At 65.6% G+C, this 22,064-nt stretch carries 20 protein-coding genes; 4 read left to right on the top strand and 16 right to left on the bottom strand.

All coding sequences use genetic code 11. The features are described 5' to 3' along the window. Positions 1–14: 14 nt before the first annotated feature. Positions 15–935 (bottom strand): acyl-CoA thioesterase, encoded by a 921-nt coding sequence (locus BKA23_RS11865; protein ID WP_145228790.1) that lies wholly within the window; start codon positions 933–935, stop codon positions 15–17. Beyond that, positions 932–1,414: a cupin domain-containing protein gene (locus BKA23_RS11860; protein WP_145228789.1), complete on the bottom strand. Its 483-nt coding sequence runs from the start codon at positions 1,412–1,414 to the stop codon at positions 932–934. Before BKA23_RS11860 ends, BKA23_RS11865 begins: the two co-directional genes overlap by 4 nt. Before the next feature lie 118 nt (positions 1,415–1,532). On the opposite strand from BKA23_RS11860, the gene BKA23_RS11855 reads away from it, so the two are divergent. Next, entirely contained in the window at positions 1,533–1,961 is a 429-nt protein-coding gene (locus BKA23_RS11855) for a RidA family protein (RefSeq protein ID WP_145228788.1), read from the top strand. Here BKA23_RS11855 and BKA23_RS11850 read toward each other — a convergent pair. From BKA23_RS11850 to BKA23_RS11800, 11 genes are all read right to left on the bottom strand, one after another. Beyond that, on the bottom strand, positions 1,950–2,795 hold the full coding sequence (locus BKA23_RS11850; RefSeq protein ID WP_211841705.1) for a PaaX family transcriptional regulator: 846 nt from the start codon (positions 2,793–2,795) through the stop codon (positions 1,950–1,952). The two genes, BKA23_RS11855 and BKA23_RS11850, sit on opposite strands and share 12 nt — an antisense overlap. A gap of 84 nt (positions 2,796–2,879) precedes the next feature. Next, entirely contained in the window at positions 2,880–3,764 is an 885-nt protein-coding gene (locus BKA23_RS11845) for an amidohydrolase family protein (protein ID WP_145228787.1), read from the bottom strand. Next, positions 3,761–5,332, bottom strand: a complete 1,572-nt coding sequence (locus BKA23_RS11840; protein ID WP_145228786.1) for an acyl-CoA synthetase — start codon at positions 5,330–5,332, stop codon at positions 3,761–3,763. The genes BKA23_RS11845 and BKA23_RS11840 overlap by 4 nt, the downstream gene beginning before the upstream one ends. Beyond that, complete coding sequence (locus BKA23_RS11835; protein WP_246104633.1) at positions 5,325–6,281, bottom strand: 3-hydroxyacyl-CoA dehydrogenase NAD-binding domain-containing protein; 957 nt, start codon at positions 6,279–6,281, stop codon at positions 5,325–5,327. The genes BKA23_RS11840 and BKA23_RS11835 overlap by 8 nt, the downstream gene beginning before the upstream one ends. A gap of 8 nt (positions 6,282–6,289) precedes the next feature. After that, the gene (locus BKA23_RS11830; RefSeq protein ID WP_145228784.1) at positions 6,290–8,293 is read right to left on the bottom strand and encodes an acetoacetate--CoA ligase; all 2,004 of its coding nucleotides are present in this window, start codon (positions 8,291–8,293) and stop codon (positions 6,290–6,292) included. Then, the gene (locus tag BKA23_RS11825) at positions 8,286–9,071 is read right to left on the bottom strand and encodes a crotonase/enoyl-CoA hydratase family protein (RefSeq protein ID WP_145228783.1); all 786 of its coding nucleotides are present in this window, start codon (positions 9,069–9,071) and stop codon (positions 8,286–8,288) included. Before BKA23_RS11825 ends, BKA23_RS11830 begins: the two co-directional genes overlap by 8 nt. A 109-nt stretch (positions 9,072–9,180) precedes the next feature. Beyond that, positions 9,181–9,657: a MarR family winged helix-turn-helix transcriptional regulator gene (locus tag BKA23_RS11820; RefSeq protein WP_170226496.1), complete on the bottom strand. Its 477-nt coding sequence runs from the start codon at positions 9,655–9,657 to the stop codon at positions 9,181–9,183. A 36-nt stretch (positions 9,658–9,693) separates the two neighbouring features. Next, positions 9,694–11,439 carry an MFS transporter gene (locus BKA23_RS11815; protein WP_145228781.1) on the bottom strand — a complete coding sequence of 582 codons (1,746 nt, stop codon included), beginning with the start codon at positions 11,437–11,439 and terminating at the stop codon, positions 9,694–9,696. Positions 11,440–11,536: 97 nt separating this feature from the next. Then, positions 11,537–12,505 carry a PDR/VanB family oxidoreductase gene (locus BKA23_RS11810; protein WP_246104632.1) on the bottom strand — a complete coding sequence of 323 codons (969 nt, stop codon included), beginning with the start codon at positions 12,503–12,505 and terminating at the stop codon, positions 11,537–11,539. Further along, a complete protein-coding gene (locus BKA23_RS11805; RefSeq protein WP_211841704.1) occupies positions 12,502–12,756 on the bottom strand; it encodes a hypothetical protein in 255 nt (84 codons plus the stop codon). Before BKA23_RS11805 ends, BKA23_RS11810 begins: the two co-directional genes overlap by 4 nt. Then, positions 12,753–13,838: an aromatic ring-hydroxylating oxygenase subunit alpha gene (locus tag BKA23_RS11800; protein WP_145228780.1), complete on the bottom strand. Its 1,086-nt coding sequence runs from the start codon at positions 13,836–13,838 to the stop codon at positions 12,753–12,755. Before BKA23_RS11800 ends, BKA23_RS11805 begins: the two co-directional genes overlap by 4 nt. Before the next feature lie 111 nt (positions 13,839–13,949). Between BKA23_RS11800 and BKA23_RS11795 the strand changes: the two genes are divergently transcribed. Further along, positions 13,950–14,744, top strand: coding sequence for an IclR family transcriptional regulator (locus BKA23_RS11795; RefSeq protein ID WP_145228779.1), 795 nt, complete (start codon positions 13,950–13,952; stop codon positions 14,742–14,744). Positions 14,745–14,981: 237 nt separating this feature from the next. Next, entirely contained in the window at positions 14,982–15,530 is a 549-nt protein-coding gene (locus tag BKA23_RS11790; protein WP_145228778.1) for an SGNH/GDSL hydrolase family protein, read from the top strand. 284 nt (positions 15,531–15,814) lie between these two features. Here the strand turns inward: BKA23_RS11790 and erm are convergent, their stop codons facing one another. From erm to BKA23_RS11775, 3 genes are all read right to left on the bottom strand, one after another. Beyond that, entirely contained in the window at positions 15,815–16,588 is a 774-nt protein-coding gene (gene erm / locus BKA23_RS11785; protein WP_145228777.1) for a 23S ribosomal RNA methyltransferase Erm, read from the bottom strand. 397 nt (positions 16,589–16,985) lie between these two features. Further along, a complete protein-coding gene (locus tag BKA23_RS11780) occupies positions 16,986–17,585 on the bottom strand; it encodes an HIT family protein (protein ID WP_170226495.1) in 600 nt (199 codons plus the stop codon). Positions 17,586–17,994: 409 nt separating this feature from the next. Beyond that, a complete protein-coding gene (locus BKA23_RS11775; protein ID WP_145228775.1) occupies positions 17,995–20,178 on the bottom strand; it encodes an NEW3 domain-containing protein in 2,184 nt (727 codons plus the stop codon). Positions 20,179–20,651: 473 nt separating this feature from the next. Here BKA23_RS11775 and BKA23_RS11770 point away from each other — a divergent pair, with 473 nt between their 5' ends. After that, positions 20,652–22,022, top strand: coding sequence for an alpha/beta hydrolase (locus BKA23_RS11770; protein ID WP_145228774.1), 1,371 nt, complete (start codon positions 20,652–20,654; stop codon positions 22,020–22,022). Positions 22,023–22,064 lie beyond the last annotated feature (42 nt).

Below are 22,064 nucleotides of genomic sequence, written 5' to 3'. Positions count from 1 at the left end.
TTGGTGGGAGGGCGTCAGGGGACGCGGAGCATTCCTTCTTGGGCGACTGTCGCCACGTGCACGCCGTCAGCGGTGAAGAATCGGCCCAGGCCGAGCCCTCGACCGGCGTCGGCGGCAACTGCCTCCTGGGCATAGAGCAGCCAGCCGTTGACGGCGGCCGGCCGGTGGAACCACATGGCGTGATCGAGGCTTGCGGTGACCAGCCCAGGCTCGGCCCAGGCGTGGCCAAGGACCCGCAGCACCGGCTCGAGAATCGTGTAATCGCAGGCGTAGGCGAGGGCAGCCACATCGCGCTGCTGCTCAGTCAAGCCAGCGATCTGTCCCAGATCGGCGAACGGCCGGATCCAGACCGCCTGGTGCGGCTGGCGGCCACCGTCGACCGTCAGATAGACCGGGCCAGGCACATGGCGCATGTCGAAACTGCGCCCGGTCGACCAGTATTCGCGTGACTCGGGTGTCATCGTCCCGGTGTCCTGCGACGCGTCGACAGCGTCGAGGTAGTCCTGCGAGGACGGCAGGTCGCCGGCCGCCGGCACCTCGGGCATTGAGGCGGCGAAGCTGCCGCCGCGCTCGCAGGCATGGAAGGACGCCATCGCGCGATAGGCCTCCTTCCCGTTCTGTATGCCGCGCACCGCTCGCGTGGCATACCCTCGCCCGTCACGCACCCGCTCGACGGAATAGCGAACCGGCGCATCGATGTCGACCGGCCGCATGAAATAGCTGTGCATCGAGTGCATGGTCTTGTCCGCGGGCGCGGTGCGCATCATGGCGACGGCTGCCTGTGCGACAAGGTCCCCGCCATACGCCTTGGGCCAGGGCACCCATTGGCTGATGCCCTCGAAAACCTCGTCGACGCCGGCGGTTTCGGCATCCGGCTCGACCTGGTTGAGAGCGAGGGCGCGGCGCAGACGATCTGCGGTGGCTGGTTCGGTCATGCGCGGCGGAAGCCCGGCAGCATCGAGTCGTCGACGTCGCCGATGTTGACCACGAGGTTCTCCGGGGTGCGGGTGGTCATCCAGACCAACTCCTGCGTCGTGGACATGTTGCACTCGATGTGCGGCAGGAACGGCGGCACGAACACCCAGTCGCCCTCCTCCATGTCGAGGTGATCGGCAAAGTCGTTGCCGTAGTAGATCCGGGCGCGCCCGGACAGCACGTACCCGCCGGTCTCGGCTTCGCCGTGGTGGTGGATCCCTGACCGGAAGCCGGGATCGTTCTGCACCTTGCCGAACCACAGTCGGCGGGCGGGCGTGTGCTGGATGCTCACGCCGGACATCCGAACGGCGCCACCGGAATTCATGGTCCGGCCGTCTTCCTCCCCGGCGCGGGTGACCACGGGGCGCAGGATGCCGTCCTCGCTCACCCAGGCGGACGGGTCGCCCTCAAGCTGGTAGTCGGAGAAATCGAAGTTCATCGACACTGCGCCTCTCGTTGGTGACCGGTTCGCCTGATCGTGTGTTGTGATAATTTCACGGTCGTAACAACAGGTCAATAGACCTTCCGAGATCGACATCCGGTGAAGAGGTTCAGCAATGGTCAACTACGCCATCAATCCGGCGAATCTTCCTGCGCCGTCTGGCTATTCGCATGGAACCCTGAGCGGCAACACCCTCTACCTCGGCGGTCAGACAGCGCTCGACGCGAACATGCAGATCGTCCCCGGTGGCATCGTGGAGCAATTTCGCCAGGCGTTCGGCAACGTGCTCGCGACCTTGGCCGAGGCAGGTGGCCGGCCGGGGGATCTCACCAGCATCACGATCTTCTTGACCGACATCCCTGACTATCAGGCCCACGGTCGGCAGATCGGTGCCGTGTGGCGCGAGCTGGCCGGAGCGCACTATCCCGCAATGGCCGGCATCGGATGCACCGCGCTGTGGCAACCGGAGGCGATGATCGAAATCCTCGGCGTCGCAGTGATTCCCGACGATCGGCTGCGCGTGCCGGAAGATTCAGCGCACTAGTGCCGTTGCGGGTGCCGACAACTGCCGGTGCAGATCGGTGAACAGCTGCTCTGCCACGAGCCCCACCCAGTCCGCCGGTAGATAGGCGACCGGTAGGCCGGGGTCGCGGTAGGGCAACCGCCGCCAATCCGTCACCAAGCGCACGTAGGTCGCGAACGCCGCGGCATCTGTGGTCCGTCCGTTCGTGTGGTCGTCGTGCAGTGGGGCATAACGAGTGACGAATTCGGCATACTGCCGGTGCAATTCGTCCAGATCCCACCACTGCGCAACCTTGTGTCGCAGCTCGTCGGCGCATGTCGCATCGTCCGGCCTGGAGACGAACATCTCGACGTAGTGATCGAGTCCGTCTCGCTGCAGGGCTTCTTTGGTCGCAGTCAGCAGGTGTGCAGGAGCAATCCACGATCCGGGCGCGATCGTGCCGAATCCGAGGTTCGTCAGGCGTTTTCGTAGCAGGTGGCGGCTGCTCCGCTCGGCCTCGGGCACCGTGAACAACGCGACCAGCCACGGGTCAGTCGCCGCCGCGCGCTGCGGATGGAAGATGCGGGCATCGCCCTCGGCGAAGATGCGCTCCAGACGCGGATTGAGTTCGTATGCCGCAGCTCGCCCGGCCCGCGCGCTGAGCAGCACCTCGCGTTTCTTGAGCCGGGCGAGCGCCGATCGGACCGCCGGCGGATCGACGTCCAGCGACGCCATCAGACCGATCAGATCCGCCACCGGCACGACGCTGTGCTCGCCGCGCGCCCACGTCGCGAGGATCGTGATGATGAACTGCTGCACCTGACGGCCACTGTCACTGCGCAGGGCCGATCCACTGTCGGAGGGTGCTGTGCTCACCCGATGGACCTTAACCGTCGACAGCGCCGATCGGAGTCAGGCCGGCTGCGACATACCCGTCAACGCACGTGCCGGAGGTAGGTCTCAGCGGAGGTTGAGGACTCCGATCGCGTTGTCCTTCAACACTTTCGGCATGACCTCGGGCTTGATGCCGAGCTTCTCGAAGTCGCTGATCCAGCGCTCTGGTGCGATCAGCGGATAGTCGCTGCCGAACAACACCTTGGAGCGCAGGAAGCTGCCGGCAGCCTTGACCAGCTCGGCCGGAAAGTAGGTCGGCGACCATCCGGACAGGTCGATGTAGACGTTCGCTTTGTGGGTGGCCATCGAGATGGCCTCGCCCTGCCAGGGCACCGACGGGTGCGCGAGGATCACGGTCAGAGCCGGAAAGTCGGCCGCGACGTCGTCGAGCAGGATCGGGTTGGAGTAGCGCAGTTTGATGCCCCGCCCGCCGGGCAGCCCGGCGCCGATGCCGTTCTGACCGGTGTGGAACAACGCCGGGACACCCAGCGACTCCAACTGCTCCCATAACGGATAGAACGACGGTTCGTTGGGTTCGAAGGCCTGCAGGCTGGGGTGGAATTTGAAGCCGCGCACCCCGTAGTCCTCGACCAGTCGTCGGGCCTGGTCGATCGCGTCCTTGCCGCGGTGCGGGTCCACCGACCCGAACGGGATCACCACGTCGGAGTGCGCGGCCGCCTCGGTCGCGATCTGCTCGCTGCTCAACGATGGATGACCGGTCGCGGTGGCGGCGTCGACGGTGAAAATGACTGCCGCCATACGTCTTTCGCGGTATCGAGCCGCAATGTCGGCGACCGTCGGGGTGCGATTGTCGGAGGGGCGGAAGTATGCCGCCGAGGCGTCCATGAGTTCGTCGTCGAGGGAGGTGTGCCCATGGCCGTCGCTCTCGATGTGCACGTGCATGTCGATCGCATCGATCGCGTCGAGGTCGATCGACGGGGTGTAGGTCATGGTGTCTCCTGTGCGTTGGTCGTGCCGAACTCCTCGCGGACGCGCGTCTTGACCAGCTTGCCCGACGCGTTGTGTGGCAGCTCTTCGACGATGATCACGGTCTTGGGGATCTTGTAACGCGCGATTCGTCCGTCGAGATGTGCGAGGACGTCCTCGGCGGTGAGGGACGAACCCGATCGCGGCACCACGACAGCACGACCTACCTCGCCCCACTTCTCGTCGGGCACGCCGATCACTGCACACTCGGCGACATCGGCATGGGAATGGATCGCCTGCTCGACCTCGGCGGGGTAGATGTTCTCGCCGCCGCTGATGATCATGTCCTTCACCCGGTCGACGACATACAGATAGCCCTCGTCATCCAGCCGGCCCAGATCGCCGGTGTGCAGCCAGCCGTCGTCGGTGAAGGCGACCTCGGTGGCCGCAGGCTGGTGCCAGTAGCCGGGCGTGACATTCGGGCCCTGCACGAGGATCTCGCCGATCTGCCCGACGGTGACATCGGCGCCGGTCGGGTCGACCAGGCGGGTGTCGCTGAAGAAGCAGGCACTGCCGGCCGAGCCGACCTTGCGCACGCCGTCGGCGGCCCGCAGCATCGTGGCTCCGGGCGAGGATTCGGTCAGCCCGTATCCCTGGATGATCATCAGCCCGCGCTCGAGGTAGGACTCCAGCAGTGGCACCGGCAGCGGCGCACCACCGCTGAGGGCGCTGCGCAGGCTGCTGAGATCTGTGGACTCCCAGGCAGACTGCTGGCGCAGGGAGAGGTACATCGAGGTGACGCCGAAAAGCGTTGTGATCCGTTCGGATTCGATCAGTCGCAGGGCGGCGGCCGGGTCGAAGGACGCCTCGATGTATGACGTGCCGCCTTTGAGGAAGGTCGGAAACAGGATCTGGTTGAGCGCCGCGGTGTGGAACAAGGGCGCGACGACGAGCGACCGCTCGTCGCTGCGGATGTCGACGTCGACCAGCAGGTTGTAGACATTCCAGGTGATGTTGCCGTGGGTGAGCTGCACGCCTTTGGGGCGCCCACTCGTGCCGGATGTGTACTGGATCATGAACAGGTCGGGCAGCTCGACCGGCTCGTCGGAGGTGACGACGCGTGCGCCGGTCGCGCCGTCGTCGACGCTCTCGCCTTCGCCCAGACCTGCGAGTTCTGAGAGGGATTCGCCGTCACCGGGCTCGACGCGCAAAGTCTGCAGACCCAGGGCGGTGACCTCCGGCGATGCGACGATGCTCGCGAAGGGGCCGGTCCAGATGAACAGGCTCGGTGCAGAATCCTGCAGGATGTAGGCCGTCTCGGGTGCGGCCAGCCTGGTGTTCAACGGCACGGTCACCGCGCCGAGCTTGGCGGTCGCGAACATCGTTGCGATGAAGTCGGTGGAGTTGTAGCCCAGGTAGGCCACCCGGTCACCGGCCACGACGCCCCGAGCGCGTATGACGTGGGCGATGCGTTCAGCACGCTGATGAATCTGCAGGTAGGTCAGTGCCCGTCCGCGCTCGACGAAGGCGACGCCGTGTGGGTCCATCCGTGCGCGCCGGGTGGTCCACGAGCCGATTCCGTTGTCACGCATCGTTGCCCTCCGGCGTGGGCTGCAGGTCGATGAGGTGATGGCGCGCCTTGAGAGCCAACAGGTCGCTGAGGGCGGCATCGCGCCTGGTCACGAGTTGCTCGGTGTCGACACCGGCGAGTTCGGCGTCGACGCCGTCCACGATCGCGGCCACCAGCTCAGGCGACAGCTGTGGATGGCCGAGGTCGTCCCACCACTCCACCATCGGCGGGCCGAGGTGTTCCAGCACGTGTTCGATGCCGCCTGGACCACCCGAAAGATGCTGCGTCACAAAGGGTCCCAGCAGCGCCCAGCGCAGGCCGGGCCCGGCCGAGATCGCGGTGTCGATATCGGCCAGCGACAGTGCACCGGAGTCGACAAGGGAGTACGCCTCTCGCCAGAGGGCGGCCTGCAGGCGGTTGGCGACGTGGCCGGGCAGCTCGCGGCGCAGCCGGATCGGCTGCTTGTCCAGGCTTCGCATCACTGTCATCGCGGCCTCGACGGCGGCGTCGCTGGTCTGCCGACCGCCGACGACCTCGACCAGCGGCATCAGGTGCGGCGGGTTGAACGGATGCGTGACGAGCACGCGTTCGGGGTGCTCGGTGCACGCATCCTGGAAGGACGACGGCGGAAGTCCGGACGAACTGCTGCACAGCAGCACGTCGGCGTCGGCCGCCGAGTCCAGCCGCGCGAACAACTCGCGTTTGACGTCCAGCCGCTCCGGACCGCCCTCCAGCACCAGGTCCGCGCGGGCGGCGGCAGACTCGATGTCAGTGGTGAATGTCAGCTGACCGCACATGTTTTCGCCATGAATGCGCTGCAACTCCCGCAACTGGCGGTCGACCGTGGCCCGCAGCGTGATCTCCGCGGAGGCGGCCGGGTCGGCGGCGATGACGTCATACCCCTGGTGGAGGGCGAGTGCCGCCCAGCTCGCACCGATGGCTCCGGCACCGACGACGGCGACCGTACGCACGGTGATCCTCACGACGCCGCCGCCGAGCGCGCCTCTGCCAGGGCGACGAAGGCGTCCAGCGAAGTCGGGTCGGCCAGTGCGTCCCGGCTGGCGACCTGGTCGAGCGGCACCCCCTGCAGGATCCGTTTCACCGGTAGCTCCAATTTCTTTCCCGTGAGATTGCGCGGTATGACGGGCACCTCGGTGGTGCGGTCCGGTACGTGGCGCGGCGACAGCGAGGCACGCAGCCGCCCGGCCACCTCGCGACGCAGCGTGTCGTCGAGCGGATGATCCGGCTCGGTCTGCACGAACAGCAGCAACTCGCCGTTGCCGCCGGCGGGATCCTCCAGATGTACGACGAGCGAATCGCGCACTCCGTCGATCTCCTCGATCACGCGATAGAACTCGGCCGTCCCGAGCCGAACCCCGCCCCTGTTCAGCGTCGCATCGCTGCGTCCGGCGACTTGCGAACTGCCGTCGGCGTGGATGACGATCCAGTCGCCGTGTCGCCATACACCCGGGTAGTGGTCGAAGTACGCCGCACGCAGCTTGGCGCCGGCGGGGTCGTTCCAGAAGGCCACGGGCATCGACGGCATCGGTGCGGTGATCACGAGTTCGCCCAATTGGTCGATGAGTTCGTTGCCGTCATCGTCGAATGCGTGCACGTCGACGCCAAGACACCGGCATGACATCTCGCCGGCCCAGACGGGCGCGATCGGCATGTTCTGCACGAGGCCGCTGCACACGTCGGTGCCACCGCTGCCCACGCAGATCTGCGGCTCCGGGCCGAGCTGATCCTGCAACCACGCGTAGCCCTCGGGCGGCATCGGCGCGCCTGACGACCCGACAGTTCGAATGTGCAGATCCAGCCCGTCGAGAGTGACACCGGCCTTGCGCGATGCCATCACGAAGCCGGGGCTCGCGCCCATGATCGTCGCGCCGGTGTCCTGCGCGAGCTGCCATTGCCACGACTCGTCGGGGTGGACGGGGTTGCCGTCGACCATGATCGCGGTCGCCTGCAGCACCAGCGCCGAGACCAGGACGTTCCACATCATCCAGGCGGTGGTGGTGAACCACAACATCCGGTCGCCGGGGAAGACGTCCCACGACAGTGCGCCGTTCTTGAGGTGCTCCAGCAGGATCCCGCCGTGACCGTGGACGATCGCCTTGGGTTGCCCGGTGGTGCCTGAAGAGAAGAGTACGAACAGCGGGTGGTCGAAGGGCACCGGCTCGAATTCGATTGCTACCCCGGTGGTTTCGGCGAGAGCAGCCGACCACGACTCCGCTCCGGGAGCCCGCCAATCGCCATACTCGATGTCGAATACCCTTTGCACGCTCGGCAGTTCGGCGAGCACGTCGGTGACCTGGGCGGACCGGTCGATGTCCTTGTCGCCGTAGCGATAGCCGCCGGCGACCAGCAGCACCTTCGGCTCGATCTGGGCGAAGCGGTCGATGACGCTGCGCGGGCCGAATTCGCTGGCAACCGACGCCCAGACGGCGCCGATGCTCGCGGTCGCGGCGAAGGCCACGAGGGCTTCGGGGACGTTGGGCAGATATCCAGCGACGCGGTCGCCGCGGCGCACGCCTGACGCGAGCAGCACCTCGCGGGCGCGGGCGACCTGATCGCGCAGTTGCGCCGTGGTCAACTCGATGTCGTCGCGGGTCTGAGATCGGGCGATGATCGCGACCTGGTCGTCGGGCGCGGTGAACAGGTGCTCGGCATAGTTGAGGGTGGCGCCGGGAAACCACTGCGCGCCGGGCATGGTGCGGTCACCCAGAACCGCCTCGTATGGCGCGTGCGAGCGGATCTCGAACAACTCCCACAAGGCTCCCCAGAAGCCGTCGAGGTCGCTGACCGACCACTGCCACAGCTGCTCGTAGGAGGTGAATTCGAGGTCGCGGTGTTCGGCAAGCCACGACATGAACTGCCCGATTCGGGTGCGTTGCATCGCATCCGGGGCAGGCTGCCAGATGAGATCGCCGGGGTGCACTGGTTCACCCGGCTGCCGTAGGCGGGTGCGCTGCTCAGTCATCGGTCACCTTCTTGGCGCGGCCGGCGAGGAAGTCGGCCATCCGCCCCTTGGCGTCATCGGTGCTCTGCGCGATGGACGCCATCAGCGACTCCATCAGCAGCCCCTCGCGGGGGCTGAGGTTTGCAATAGCCGGAAGTGCTTGAGTGACAGCAAAATTGGTCTGTATGGCGTTCTGCGACATACGGTGCGCGAGCTCCGTGGCAACGGGCAGCGACTCGCCCGCAGCGACGGCGTACTGCGACAGGCCGATGCGTTCGCCGTCGACCGCGTTGTAGCGCCGGCCGGTGAGCATCATGTCGAGCATGCGGGGGATGCCGATGAGTTTCGGGATCCGCACCGACCCGCCGCCGCCGACGAACAACCCGCGCTGGCCTTCCGGCAGGGCGTAGAACGTGGTGTCGTCGGCGACGCGGATGTGCGCGGTCGCGGCGAGTTCGAGGCCGCCGCCGACGACGGCTCCCTTGAGGGCGGCCACGACAGGGACGCCGGTCTGCTCGATCGTCGTGAAGGCCCGATGCCACTGCCGGGAGTGAGCGACGCCGGTGAGCACGTCGCGGTTGCTCATCTCGGCAAGGTCGAGGCCGGCACAGAAGTGGTCGCCGTCGGCCGCGATCACCACGGCGCCTACGTCAGCCGGAAGCCGGCGGAAAAAGGCATCGATCGCCTCGATGATGCCGTCCGACAGGGCATTTCGCTTCTCCGGCCGAGCGAGCGTCAAAGTGACCACGCGTCCGTCCTGCTCCAGTCGCAGGTTCGGGTGAAGGTCGTTGCAGGACATGCACGCTCCTCAATAATTATCAGGTTTCCTGATAATCGCACAGAGTCGTCCGCACGGCAAGGGATCGGCACACGACGCGGCGGTCGCGATCTGGTGCGAGGAGCGTGCGTCAGGTGTGCAGGTGCTCGGCCTTGGATCGAGCGTCGCCGAGCCACTGCGACATACGGCGTCGTTGGCTTGATGTCAGGCCGCCGAAGACCGCGTCCTCGAGGCCGTTCATGTCGTCCTCGAGCGAGGCCAGCAGTTTGGCGCCCTTGGCGGTGAGTTCGATGTAGATGCGCTTGCGATCTTGCGGATACCGGCGCCGGCGCACGAGTTTACGTTCTTCGAGTGAACCGATGACCTCGGACATCGACTGTGCGCGCACGAAGGAGTGCCGGGCCAGGTCGGACACCGTCTGCGGTCGCGGCCGGGCCAGCACCGACAGGGCGGTGTACTGCGTCACCGTCAGATCGTGCGGCTCGACGATCTGCGTGATGGCTGCGCGCACCGCGAGTTCGAGCTGCTTGACGGTGTAGAGCAGCCGCGGAGTGACATGAGCCGCCGCCTCGTCGCGCGAGGCGGCGGCCGATTCCGGGGTGACCATGGTGGCCATTAAATCCCAGGATTCCTGGCGTTGTCGTCAGACCGCCGGATTGGCGGCGGTTGCACCTTCAGGGTCCACCAACGAGTCGCTCTCGATGAGCACGTCGCGGCTTCCGCCGGGAATCGCAATGGCGATCAGACAGGCCACCAGTGCCCCGATGGCGCAGACGATGAACCCGATCGAGTATGACGTGTTCAGCGCATGGAAGGCCGCGTCCTTCAAGGGGTTGAAGGGTTCGGTCTTCCCGCCGGCGGTCACGGTCGACGGCACGGCGTTGGCGCCGAGCGGCCCTGACATGACCGCATCGACCGCACCCTGCACGCTGGCCTTCTGCTCGGCCGGCACGTGCTGTGGCGCCTGCTGGAAGGCTTTGAGTCCTGCCTGGAGAGCGGGGGTGGACGAGATCTTTTCGTGCAGCAGTGTCGTTGCGTGGCTCAGTGCGACCGCACCGATCACGGCCGGGCCGAGGGTGAAACCGAAGTCGCGCAACAGGCTGGTGGTGCCGCTCGCCATACCTGCCAGGTGGTTCGGCGCGGTGTTGACGGCGACGGCGGTCACCGCGGAGACCGACAGCGCGAAGCCGATGCCGGCCAGTGCCAACGGCACGATGATCGGCGCGATCGACCGGTTCGCGGCCGACAGCTGCGACATCCACAGGTCGCCGACGAAGATCAGCCCCATGCCGCCCGACAGCAGCCACTTGGGGTTGATGCGAGTCATCAGCCGGTGCGTGAGTGGCATCTGCACCAGCGCAATGCCGTTGAGCAGGATGAAGGCGATCGAGGTCTTCAGCGGGGTGAAGCCCTGGATCGACGACAACCGGATGCTCGTGGCGTATGCCGTGCCGAGGAAGGCGAACATGCCGATCACCGTGGCGACGGCAGCGATGGCGAACGCGCGATTGCTGAACAGATCCAGTCTGAGCAGGGGTGCCGTCGAGCGTCGTTCGGCCGCGATGAAGGCCACGAAGGCCAGGACGAAGACGATGAAGCCGCCGATGACGAGTCCGCTGCCCCAACCGCTGGTCGGGCCCTGTATGACGGCGAACAGCAATGCGAACAGCGCGATGGCGATGGTGATCTGACCTGGCCAGTCGAGTGAACGCCCTTGTGGTGCGCTGGAATTGGTGGCCATGCGCCACGACACCAGTGCCGACAGGGTGGCCACGATGCCGACGAACAGAAAGCCCCATCGCCAACTGGCGTTGGGGTCGGAGCCGAAGCTGTAGCGCGCGAGGAAGCCACCGACGATCGGCGAGATCGCGCCACCGAACGACAGCATCGCCGCCCACGTGGTGACCGAACGGTTGCGGCGTTCGGCGGTGTGGGTGCCTGCTGCGATCATCGCCAGCGAGGTCGGGAAGAGCGCCGCTGCGCCGATGCCGGCGATGACCTGGCCGGTCAGCAGCACGGCGACCCGGGTGCCCGTGCTCGAGCTGAGGCCGGGCGTCAGCACCGCGATGAACTCACCGATCGCGAGCAGCGCGGCACCGATGACAAGCAGGCGCTTGCGACCGAAGAGGTCACCGACCACGCCGAAGGACAGTTCCAGCAGCGTGACCGGCACCAGGAAGGCGTCCGAGATCCAGGTCAGCTGCGAGGCGCTGGTGCCGAGGTCCTGCTGGAACAAGCCGTTGAGCACGGCCGGTATGGCGATGCCGACCTGCGCGACGCAGACGGCGAGAGCTGCGGCGATCATCGTGCCCCGCGTCAACGAGGGGCTCTGGGTGGAGGTCGCGGCCGGTGTGGGGGCCGCTCCGTCCGTGGCTGGGGTGTTGTTCATCTGGGCTCCTTGGCCGAGCGGGTACGCACGAAGCTGGGCGCGGCGTACAGACTGCCTGAAATGATCGCCATTTGTACAGGTTTCCTGAAAAAAAACATCACAACGCGAGCACGAGTCTCGGGCAGGCGGCGCGCGAGACGCAGACGAACATCACGTCGTTCTCGGCGCGTTCCTCCTCGGTGAGCAACGAGTCCCGGTGATCGACGACGCCTTCGACGACCTCGGTCTCGCAGGTGCCGCACGTCCCCTCCCGGCAGGAGGAAAGAACGGGCACTCCGGCGGACTCCAACACCTCCAGCACGGAGGTGTCGGCGCCCACTGTGAGCACCTGCCCGGACGACTCGAGTTCGACCTCGAACTCTTCGTTGTCACCGGCATGGGGATCCTGTTTCGGGGCGAAGCGCTCGACGTGCAGCCTGAGCGAAGGCATTGCAGCGCAATGGTTTTCGACCGCGCGCAGGAGTGGCTCCGGTCCGCAGCAGTAGATTGCTGCGCCATCCGGTGCATCAGCCAGGATCGTGTCCAGCGGCAGCAGACCCGTCTCGTCGTGCGGCCGGACGTCGACGCGATCGCCATACGTGCTCGTCAACTCGTCGACGAAAGCCATCGACGCTCGCGTCCGCCCGCCCATCACCAACCGCCACTGCGCGCCGGCAGTGTGCACGGCGGCCACCATCGGCAGCAGTGGCGTGATGCCGATGCCTCCGGCGATGAAGACGTATGCCGGTGCCGACGTCAACGCGAAGTTGTTGCGCGGACCGCGCGCGGCGAGGATGTCGCCGGCGCGAACGGTGCCGTGGATCGCTGCTGACCCTCCTCGCCCGTCGACCTCGCGCAGCACGGCGATCCGCCATCGCGCGCTGTCCGCCGGGTCGCCGCACAGTGAGTACTGCCGCACCAGGCCGCCGACGGTCATGTCGGTGTGGGCGCCGGGCGACCACTGCGGCAGGTCGGCGCCGTCGAGGCGACGCAGTGTGATGGCCTTGACCCCGTCGGCCGCATCGCACACCGACTCCACCACGAGCGTGAGATCGACCTCGTCGTGCGTCACGTGCAGCGCGTTCACACCAGCACCGGCTCTCGCTGGTGTCGATGCGGGCCCTGCGGCAGTGGCCCGCGTGCCGGGGCAGGGGACCCGTCGTGGCCACCGTTGTGCGCCCAGATCCAGGTCCACAACTCGACCGGATCCTGCGACTCGCGCGATTCGCCGCACCAGCAGTAGCCCACCAGGTCGTCGCAGCCGAGTTTGGACACCACGCGGTTGACGCGATCGCCCGGCAGCATCCGGTGCGGTGCGTCGTGGACGTCGCCCGTCATCGGCCGGCGACCGCCGGTGCGCCGACCGCCGACTGTGCGGTGGCCGTTGTCGGCGTTGCGGATTCGCCGATCATCGCGTTGAGGATCCGACGCGCTGCGAGGCCGCCGGTGTCGATGTTGATCGACAGTTCCTGATAGTTGTCGCTCTCGCCCTCGATGACCTGCTCCAGCAGATCGAGGGCGACGACATCCTGCAGCACGACCGTGCGGTTGTTCTCGGCCAGGAAGTCGCTGACCTTCTGGTCGTCGAGTGCGAAGTCGCGCGACACCATCCAGAAGTCATGCGTCGAGTGCTCGGTCTCGGGGGTGATCGCGTAGTTCACCTCCACGTGAAAAGCCTTGTCATCCGGACCATTCGGCGGCGGAAGCTCACCGACGGGAGCGATCCGGCTGTGCAGCATGTAGAGGCACGGCGGGTGGTATTCGATGTCCTGCCACCGGGTGATCCGGCCGTGCAGCCCGGTCGATTCGGAGTAGAACGGCGGGCAGGCCGCGTCGTCCATGTGGCGGCTGACGTAGACGATGCCGTGCTCGTCGTCGGCCTCGGTCGTGATGGCGGTGTCGGCGACTTCCGGCGTGCCGATGTAGCCACCGTGCAGGTAGGTCTCGTGCGACAGATCCATCAGGTTGTCGACGAGCAACTCGTAGCGCGCCGCCAACGGCTCCATGCCCCGCACGCTGGTGTAGTCGGGGGAGTCCAGCCACGGCACGCGCACGATGTCCGTTGGGTCGCCCTGCCCCTCACCGACCCAGAGCCAGATCAAGGTGTCCTGTTCGACCACCTGGTATGCCGGGACTCGCGCCGTGCGCGGGATGCGTTTCTGGCCGGGGACCATCACGCAGGTGCCGCCTGCGTCATACGTGAAGCCGTGGTAGCCGCAGACGATGGTGTCGTCGACGCGGTGGCTCTGCGACAGCGGGAACCGGCGGTGCACACAGCGGTCAGCCAGCGCCACGACCTCCCCGTCACTGGTGCGGTACAGCACCAGGGGCCGACCGCAGATGGTGCGGGCGAACAACTCATCGCCGATCTCGGAGCTGTAAGCAGCGACATACCAACGGTTTTCGGGCCACGTGGCCATTCGGATCTCCTTCAGCGGGTGACAACCGGCTCAGTGTGGCCACATCGAGAGGTATGACGACAGTCACATTTCCACTGTTCGGAAACCTGAAGATCGGTCAGACTGGCCGGTATGCCGAGCCGGCTCCCGCCACCGACGCTGACGACCAAGACGCTGGAGGTCCTCGGCGCGTTCGACGCGGGCGCGACGGAGCTGACGTTGTCCGAGTTGGCGCGGCGGTCCGGGTTGCCGCTGACGACGACGCATCGGATCGTGCGCGACCTGCTGACGTGGGGCGCGATCGAGCTCGGCGCGGACGGGCGGTATTGCGTCGGGCTGCGGTTGTGGGAGCTTGCAGCGCTGGGACGACGTGGGCCGGCGCTGCGCGAGATCGCGCTGCCGGTGATGGAGGACCTCTACGAGGCGACGCACGAGAACGTGCAGCTCGCCGTCCGCGAGGGCACCGAGTTGGTCTACATCGAGCGCCTCACCGGGCGCCGGGCCGTGCCGACGCTGATCCGTGTCGGTGGGAGATTTGCGTTGCACGCCACCGGTGTCGGGTTGGTGCTGTTGGCGTTTGCGCCGACGGAGGTGCAGCAGGAGGTGCTGTCGGGGCCGCTCGAGCGGTGGACGCCGCACACGATCAGCGATCCGGCCTCGTTGCGACGGGCGCTCGCGGAGGTGCGTCGAGTCGGGTACGCGCGGTCGATGAGCCAGGTGACCGAGGACGCTCTGTCGATCGCGTGCCCGGTGCGCGGAGCGGACGACGCAGTGGTCGCGGCGTTGTCGCTGGTGGTGCACGCGGACACCCCGCACGGGCCGGCGTTGCTGGCGACGGTGCGTGCCGCGGCGCGTGCGGTGTCCCGCGAACTCGGCGCGGCTAGCGCCACCGCGACCACGGCTGAGTATTCGACGCCGCGGCGGTAGTCGCGGCCGCCGCGTCGGATACGCTGCCTCCCGCCAGCAGCGTGGCCACCCACGTGGCCGCTGCGCGTGCTTGCTGACTGGGGAGCGATGGCTTCGGCATACAAAAGTCGCCGGTGCGGTCGATCTTGGTGCCACATTGGTGCTATCCACCCCAGTGGTCACTCGCGCCACACATAACTCGCCGATTCGGCGACATGTCGTTGCGGCGTCGTACATTCCAGGTGTGGGTCGTGCGATGTGAGCGTTGTCTTTATGGGAGACAGCCACCTCGCGCGCGTGAGGCGGTCGCTCGCCGTCATCAATGCCGAGGTGCGAAACCTGGCCGTCGGAGGATCGACAGTGGTTGATCTTGAAACCCAACTGCGCGAGCTGGACGACGCGCGAGAGGGCCGAGAGGGCATTGTCAATTTGTCGATTGGGACGAATGACGCTGCCCCGTGGCGTGGGATCAGCGTCGATACCTTCGCTAACGGACTGGCCGGCACGCTCACCACGCTCGGCGGCGAGGACGTCATTTATCTGGCGCCACCGGGCGTTGTGGAAGAGCGCCTACCAGCGGATGCACCCTGGACCAACGCCGCGATCGATGACTACCGTTCCGCTGCTCTTGATGTATGCCGGATCCACGGCGCCCAGGTGATCCGGGCGGACGACATCGTGAAGCCGTTCGGGCCAAATGCGTTCTCCGAAGACGGAGTTCACCTCAGTGGCACCGGGTATCGGGCTCTCCTACCGGTCATCAACACGTTGTCCGCCTCCGAAAACCCAGTTCCTCAGGGGCGGTAAGTCGCGTCGGCCGTCGTGGCATCCGCCGAAGCGCTCGGCCCGGCTTGGTGCCTCAGCGTTTCATCGGAGACACCCCACCGACATTCGAGCGACCGCAATCGGTGACCTGGTAGATCGACTGTGACTATCGGCGATCCCAGACGTCACTACGAGGAACGTTTCGTTGGGTGGCGGTCTCCAAGTGCGGAAGAATGGTAGACCACCGCCCGTCATGCAGCTTGGGTGGTTATGCGTGGGTACCCGACGTCCTCGTCTGAAGCCTGACGAAGACGTCAACCGTCAGCTCAGTTGCGGCTACGACGCGCACCGTAGAGGGTGGCCCAGTCTTGACTACGCAGATCCTTGGGGAGCGTGTGCCGCCTGGACTGCTTGTGCTGGCTCTCGATCTCTTGAGCTAGTCCTCTTGGCACGCCCTGACGTGCCAAGACATCGACGAGTCCGCGACCGCGACCTCTGAATACTTCTGCGACCCACGATTGGTATCTTCTGCGCTCCTTCGAGCCGAGCAGCGGCTTCGAGCGTCGTTCGATGATCAAGATTCCTGCGTCCACCGATGGTTGTGGCCGAAACGCTGCAGCCGCGATGCGCCGGTCGAGGGTGAACTCGTACCAGGGCCACCACTGTGCGGTCATTTGAGTGGTGCCTCCCACCCCGGCGCGTTTACGGGCGACTTCCCATTGCGTGATGAGTACTGCGGTCGACCATTCTGGCGAGTCGAGCAGGTGCCGGAGAATGGGCGTTGTCAGGTGGAACGGGACGTTCGAGACGATGACGGAATTTCGCGGCGGGGCGTGACGAAGTATGTCGCCTTCCTGAATACACACATGTGGTCCTGTACGACGATCGAGGTCCCGCGCTCGCGGCCCGTCGATCTCGATGCCATGGACTGGCCGGTTGAGCTCGGCCAAGGCCACGGTGATGGCACCGTTGCCGGTGCCCCACTCGACGATGACCCCAGGGCGCTGAGACACCAGGTCGATGACTCGGGCAACGGCTGCCCGATCAACAAGGAAATTTTGGCCGAGTTCGTGGCTGCCGACGTGTGGATTTCTGGGCATGGAGATGCTCCTCTTCCAATGTGTTGGATGGAGCCGGGCAGCACGAAGCGCCGCCCGGCAGGGTGCCGGTTGGCGGCGCGAATACGACGTTGTCTGGTGGATCCGCGCCGTTACCGGCGGCGGATCCGAATGATCATCGTGACGTTACCCATGGCGGCCATCATACGAAGGGCCTGTTCACTGCCCAACCGGATTTCAGTGCAAGCCCTTGAGGGTTCAATCGGCACCTGCTTCCGCGTGTCTCCAGCGAGACGTCTAACCGCCGCGCCGGCCTTCCCAAGATTGAAATCCAGGATGATGCCGCTTCGGCATACTTCACGACCTCGACGGCAGACAAGTAGTCATCTCCATCGACGGTCCCCTGGCGGCCGCCCCGTCTCTCGAAGTAATCGGCTGGTCAGAAGGATCTTGTCGCGCGAAGAGCTGACACAAACTCGGCTGCATCCGCGGAATCCAGACGTCGCGCGCCGTCCCAGTCGTCGACATGCAACCAGGAGACTTCCTTCGGAGTCTCTGGCCACCTTGGAATGAGATGGACGTGGAGGTGGTCGACGGCGTGACCCGTGCGGACGACATACACGCGCTCGGCGCCTGCGAGTTCCAGAGCTTTTGACCAATGAGCAATCGCCAAACCCACAGCTGCTGCCTCAGTGTCGGTCAAGCCGCTGAATCCTGCGACATGCCGGCGCGGAACGACAAACAGGTAGCCAGCGTAAATGTCGGTTGCCGGAGCGAGGACTGGACACTGAAAGACGGTCACCAGGTCTGTGGTCTCAAGGTGCTCGCCCGGCACAGGAACGGCGCCGCTGATCTCGTCACAGACGAGGCATGTGTCGCTCATGTCATCCACCCTCGCACAGCCATGGCGGGTTCGGCCGGGGGAAATCGGCGACGTCGACGGCGCGGCGGCAATAGGAGTCACCGCGTCGAATACTCTGGTGGCGCTCTGCTGGATATTCGACGCCAGGGCGGCTATTCCAGCCACGGTGTCGAACATCCCTGCGATTGGTTGCTTGGCGGGGGAATGACGGCTTCGACATACAGAAGTCGCCGCTGCGGTCGGTCTCGGTGCCACATTGGTGCTATCCACCCCAGTGGTCACTCGCGCCACACATAACTCGCCGATTCGGCGACATGTCGTTGCGGCGTCGTACATTCCGTGTGTGGGTCGTCAGATGTGAGCGTCGTCTTCATGGGCGACAGTTACCTCGCGCGCGAGGCGGTCGGTCGCCGTCATGGATGCCGAATTCGACACCGTGGCAGCAGTAGCCGCCACGGTGTCGAATATCCGGCGGGTTCTCGTGAGCCCACATCGAAATGTGCAGCTCACGTGTCCACTTGTCAACGACGCGTGACACGACCCATAAGGGCCCGGCCGGTGCCGAAGGCCATGGTTACGTCCGAGGCTAGGAGACGTTGAAGCCGTTGAACTGGGTCGTCGCCGGCGAACCGGGGTCGTGTGAGGTCACGAACAATCCGGCGTCCTGGGTGGCCGCTTGTCCACTCAGGGTGGCGGTGCCTACCGTCGTCCAGGTCGAGCCGTTGTTGGTCGAGTAGTAGCCGGTGTAACTCTGGCCGTTGCGCACCAGCTTCAACTCGACCGGCACGGTGTTGGGAATCGTTCCGTTGGCCGGAGTCACCTGGCTGATCTGAGTGCTCCCGCCGCTTGCCCATTCGAGTTGGATCCCACCGGAGGGCGAGGTGAACAAGATGACGCCCTCTGGCCCCGTACCGGCTGCGGTGATGTCATTGCGCACCAGAATCCCGGTTTTGCCGTACCCAGAGAGGTTCGCGACCGAGGCAACGGTCGTTGTGATCGTCGAATCGGTCGACACGGCGCCCTTGCGGTAGATCGTCGAGTAGTTGTCGTCGCTTCCCCACAGGTCCGTACCACCACCGGAAACGGCAAAGTCATCACCGGATTGCCCGTATACCGCAGGCACGTCCGACGCGGACGAGAATGTCAGGTTCGGCGACTGCACCGGCGAGACGAGTTGCACCTGCGCGTCGGAGGAGTTCGATGTGATCCCGCCCGACCAGGCGTACTGCGCAACAGCAGTGGTGGTGTCGCTCTCGATCGGTGTCGAGGCGCTTCCCACGGTTACCGAGAACGTTGCCGAGACACTGCCTCCGGCCCTGATGTTGTTGAAGGTCGTCGCCGAGGTGGCGCTGGCCTTCCAGCCGGCAGGAACCTTGAGCTTCAGCGTCGCTGTCGTCAGCTTGACCTTCGCGTTGTTCGTGAGGGTGGCAGTCGCGGTGTAGGACTGTCCTGGCTGTGCCGCAGCAGGTGTGCCGTTCATGGAAACGACCGTGCTGGGCGCGACCGAGGCCTGTGATCCCTTTTTCACGCGATAGAGGACGGTGCCGTGAGCCGGCACAGTGGCGCTGATCGTCGTCCCGGTCTGGGTGGTCTTGTTGGACCACAGGTTGTCCAGCGTGAATTTCTTGCCATTGCCCAAACTGAGTTCGGCGGACGTCGCGCTCATGGTCTGTGCGGTGCCGTTGCTGTTGAACAGGGCGACAGCGGTGTCACCGTTGGACAGTGGCTTCTCCAGAACCCACAATCCGTTGTTGCCTGCCGGCTCGCCGCCGATCGGAACGGGGATCGCCTGCTTGGCAAGGCTGTCCTGGTCGAGTGCGATGACCTTCTTGTTGGTGTAGATCGCAAGGTCGGCCGCCGAGATCGTGCGCAGGTCCGTGCCGGAGATCAGCGGCGCGTTCATCATCGCCCACAGGCTGAACTCGCTCTGATACTCGGTGGTGGTTTGACCGCCGTTGCCGACCTCGAGCATGTCGGGGTCGTTCCATCCACCAGGCTTCGCGTAGGGGTACAGATTCACGTTCTGCTGAAAGTTCGACATCATCGACCCCCAGCTGTCATTGATGTCGCCGGTCGTGCGCCAGGAGTTGCCGACCTGGGGGCCCCATGTCCACGGGTCGTTGACGCCCCACTCGCAGAGGCTGTAGAAGATCTTGCGCTTCGGGGTCGTGTTGGCCAGCGCGTCGCGCATCGCGATGTAACGGTCGATGTACTGCTGGGTCGTGCTGCTGCCCGCGTTGTTGCAATTGTCGTACTTCAGATAGTCGACCCCCCAGCTGGCAAATGAGTCGGCGTCCTGCTGCTCGTGACCGAGGCTGCCCGGATAACCCGCGCACGTCGCAGTTCCGGCGTCCTCGTAGATGCCCAGTTTGAGACCCTTGCTGTGCACATAGTCAGCAACGGCCTTGATGCCCTGCGGGAACTTCGTCGGGTCCGGGACGAGATTGCCCTGCGCATCTCGGGATTTCTCCATCCAGCAGTCGTCGATGTTGACGTAGTCGTACCCCGCGGCTTTCATCCCGTCGGCGACCATCCGGTCTGCGGTCTGTTCGATCAGCTGGGCGCTCACGTTGCAGCCGAAGGCGTTCCAGTCGTTCCAGCCCATCTGTGGCAGCGCGGCCAGGCCGTTGTCGAGCGCGTGGGCGGGCGGTGCGGCCATCGCGAACTGTGCCATCACCGTGACACTGCCGACGAGGGTCGTCGTGACCAGTGCACCGATCGATCGCCGCCATCCACGGCGGTGTTGAACTGCAGTCGAGATCTGTCTCATATGGCTTCCACTCCTCTGAGAAACGAACGTTCCCTTGCATCTGTTGAAATGCGACGGTTTATGTCCTTTCACGCCCTCAAAGTTTCACTTTCAAACAGGAGCGCACATCACATGCTCGTGAAGAGTGATCTTCAACACAAGACCACGGACGAAATTGATCGAAAGTGTTTGAAATTCGCCAGATGTTGGTTTGGCCGACCGGGCGAATCGCACCGCAACCCATGGGCGCTCGCGATGTCTTCGCGGTGACCCGGGCCGTCGCCGCCGAGTGACGCTGCGCACGTATGCCGCAGTCCGCGTGATGCTCGACCGAAGACGTGGCACCGTCGGGATCGACCCGTGGGCGCCGTTGCAAATGCTGGCAATTGGCTGAGGGGTCTTCCGCGAAGGCTGCTGGCGGGTCTAGATTGTCGATGCCTGATTAACAGGTTACCTGAAAATACCTCCCATGCATGCTCGACGAGGAGCCAGTCATGACCGATCGCACATTCCGCCGACGCGCGCTGGCCGGCGGCATCTGTCTCACGCTCGGCTGCGGTGTCGCTGCCGTTGCTGCAGCCCCCTCGGCACACGCCGCGGGCACTGTGACCCACTACTCGGGATCACTGCCGGATGGCGCCACCTGGATCGCCGACGTCCCGTCGAACTGGAAGGGCACTCTGGTGCTCTACAGCCACGGCTTCGGCAACCTCGACGCAGCAGATGCGCCGAATGCCGCCGCCCAGACCGCGCTGCTCGACGCCGGGTACGCGCTCGTCGGATCGTCATACTCGGGGTCATCGCTCTGGGCACTCGCCTCGGCGAAGAACGACCAGTTCGCCGCGCTGGCGGCGATCGAAAAACAGATTCCCAAGCCGACAACAATCCTGGCGTTCGGCACCTCGATGGGCGGGCTGATCAGCGCGCAGGAGACGCAGGACGCCAACGGTCGGATCGAGGGCACCCTCACCACCTGCGGTCTGGTCGGCGGCGGCGTCAACCTCAACAACTACCAACTCGACGGCGAGTATGCGATCTCGCAACTGCTGGCGCCGAGCGAGCGCATCCAACTGGTCAACTACGTGAACAGCGACCAGACGACCAAGGCGATCAACCAGTTGTCGGCCGCAGTCAGTTCGGCGCAGTCGACCGCGGCCGGACGCGCCCGGATCGCCCTCGCAGCGGCTCTGCTCAACACCCCCGACTGGCTCACCGGCACCGCCGCACCGAAGGCGCACGACTACCTCGGTCAGGAGCAGCAGGAGGCGGCTTGGCTGCCGCAGCAGTTGGCCTTCGTGATCGGTGCCCGACCGTCGATCGAGGCTGCAGTCGGCGGCAACGCCTCGTGGAACGTCGGGGTCAACTACGGCAAGCTGATCTCGGAATCCGCTTTCTACCAACAGGTTTCGACGCTCTACCGGCAGGCCGGACTCAGCCTCGCAAAGGACACCTGGAATCTGACGACGCACACGAACATCAAGCCGGACGTCGCCGCGCTGCGGAAGCTGCAGGCGACCTCCACGGTCAACGGTCACCTGCAGGTGCCGGAGCTGGACATGCACACGATCTCCGACCAGCTCTCGCCGATCGCCTACGAGAACTGGTACCGCAAGCAGGTCGACAATGCCGGCGACGGTGCACTGCTGCGCCAGTCGTATGTCGCAGCCGTCGGTCACTGCAACTTCACCTCCTCCGAACTGCTCGCCGGTTTGCAGTCCGTGCAGCAGCGCGTCAAGACCGGCCGGTGGGGCAACACCAGCGCCGCTAGCCTGAACAAGGCTGCCGCGGCGACCGGTCTGGGTGCGGGTGCGTTCGTCGACTTCGCGCCGCCGACCTTCGTCAACGCACGCAAATACTGGTTCTGATCGGACGCGGCTCCGGGCGCTCCCTGCATTCAGCGGAGCGCC

This window comes from Rudaeicoccus suwonensis, from assembly GCF_007829035.1.
Classification (GTDB): domain Bacteria; phylum Actinomycetota; class Actinomycetes; order Actinomycetales; family Dermatophilaceae; genus Rudaeicoccus; species Rudaeicoccus suwonensis.
The sequence above is the reverse complement of the archived record's forward strand: the minus strand, read 5'-3'. Positions and strand labels throughout refer to the sequence as shown.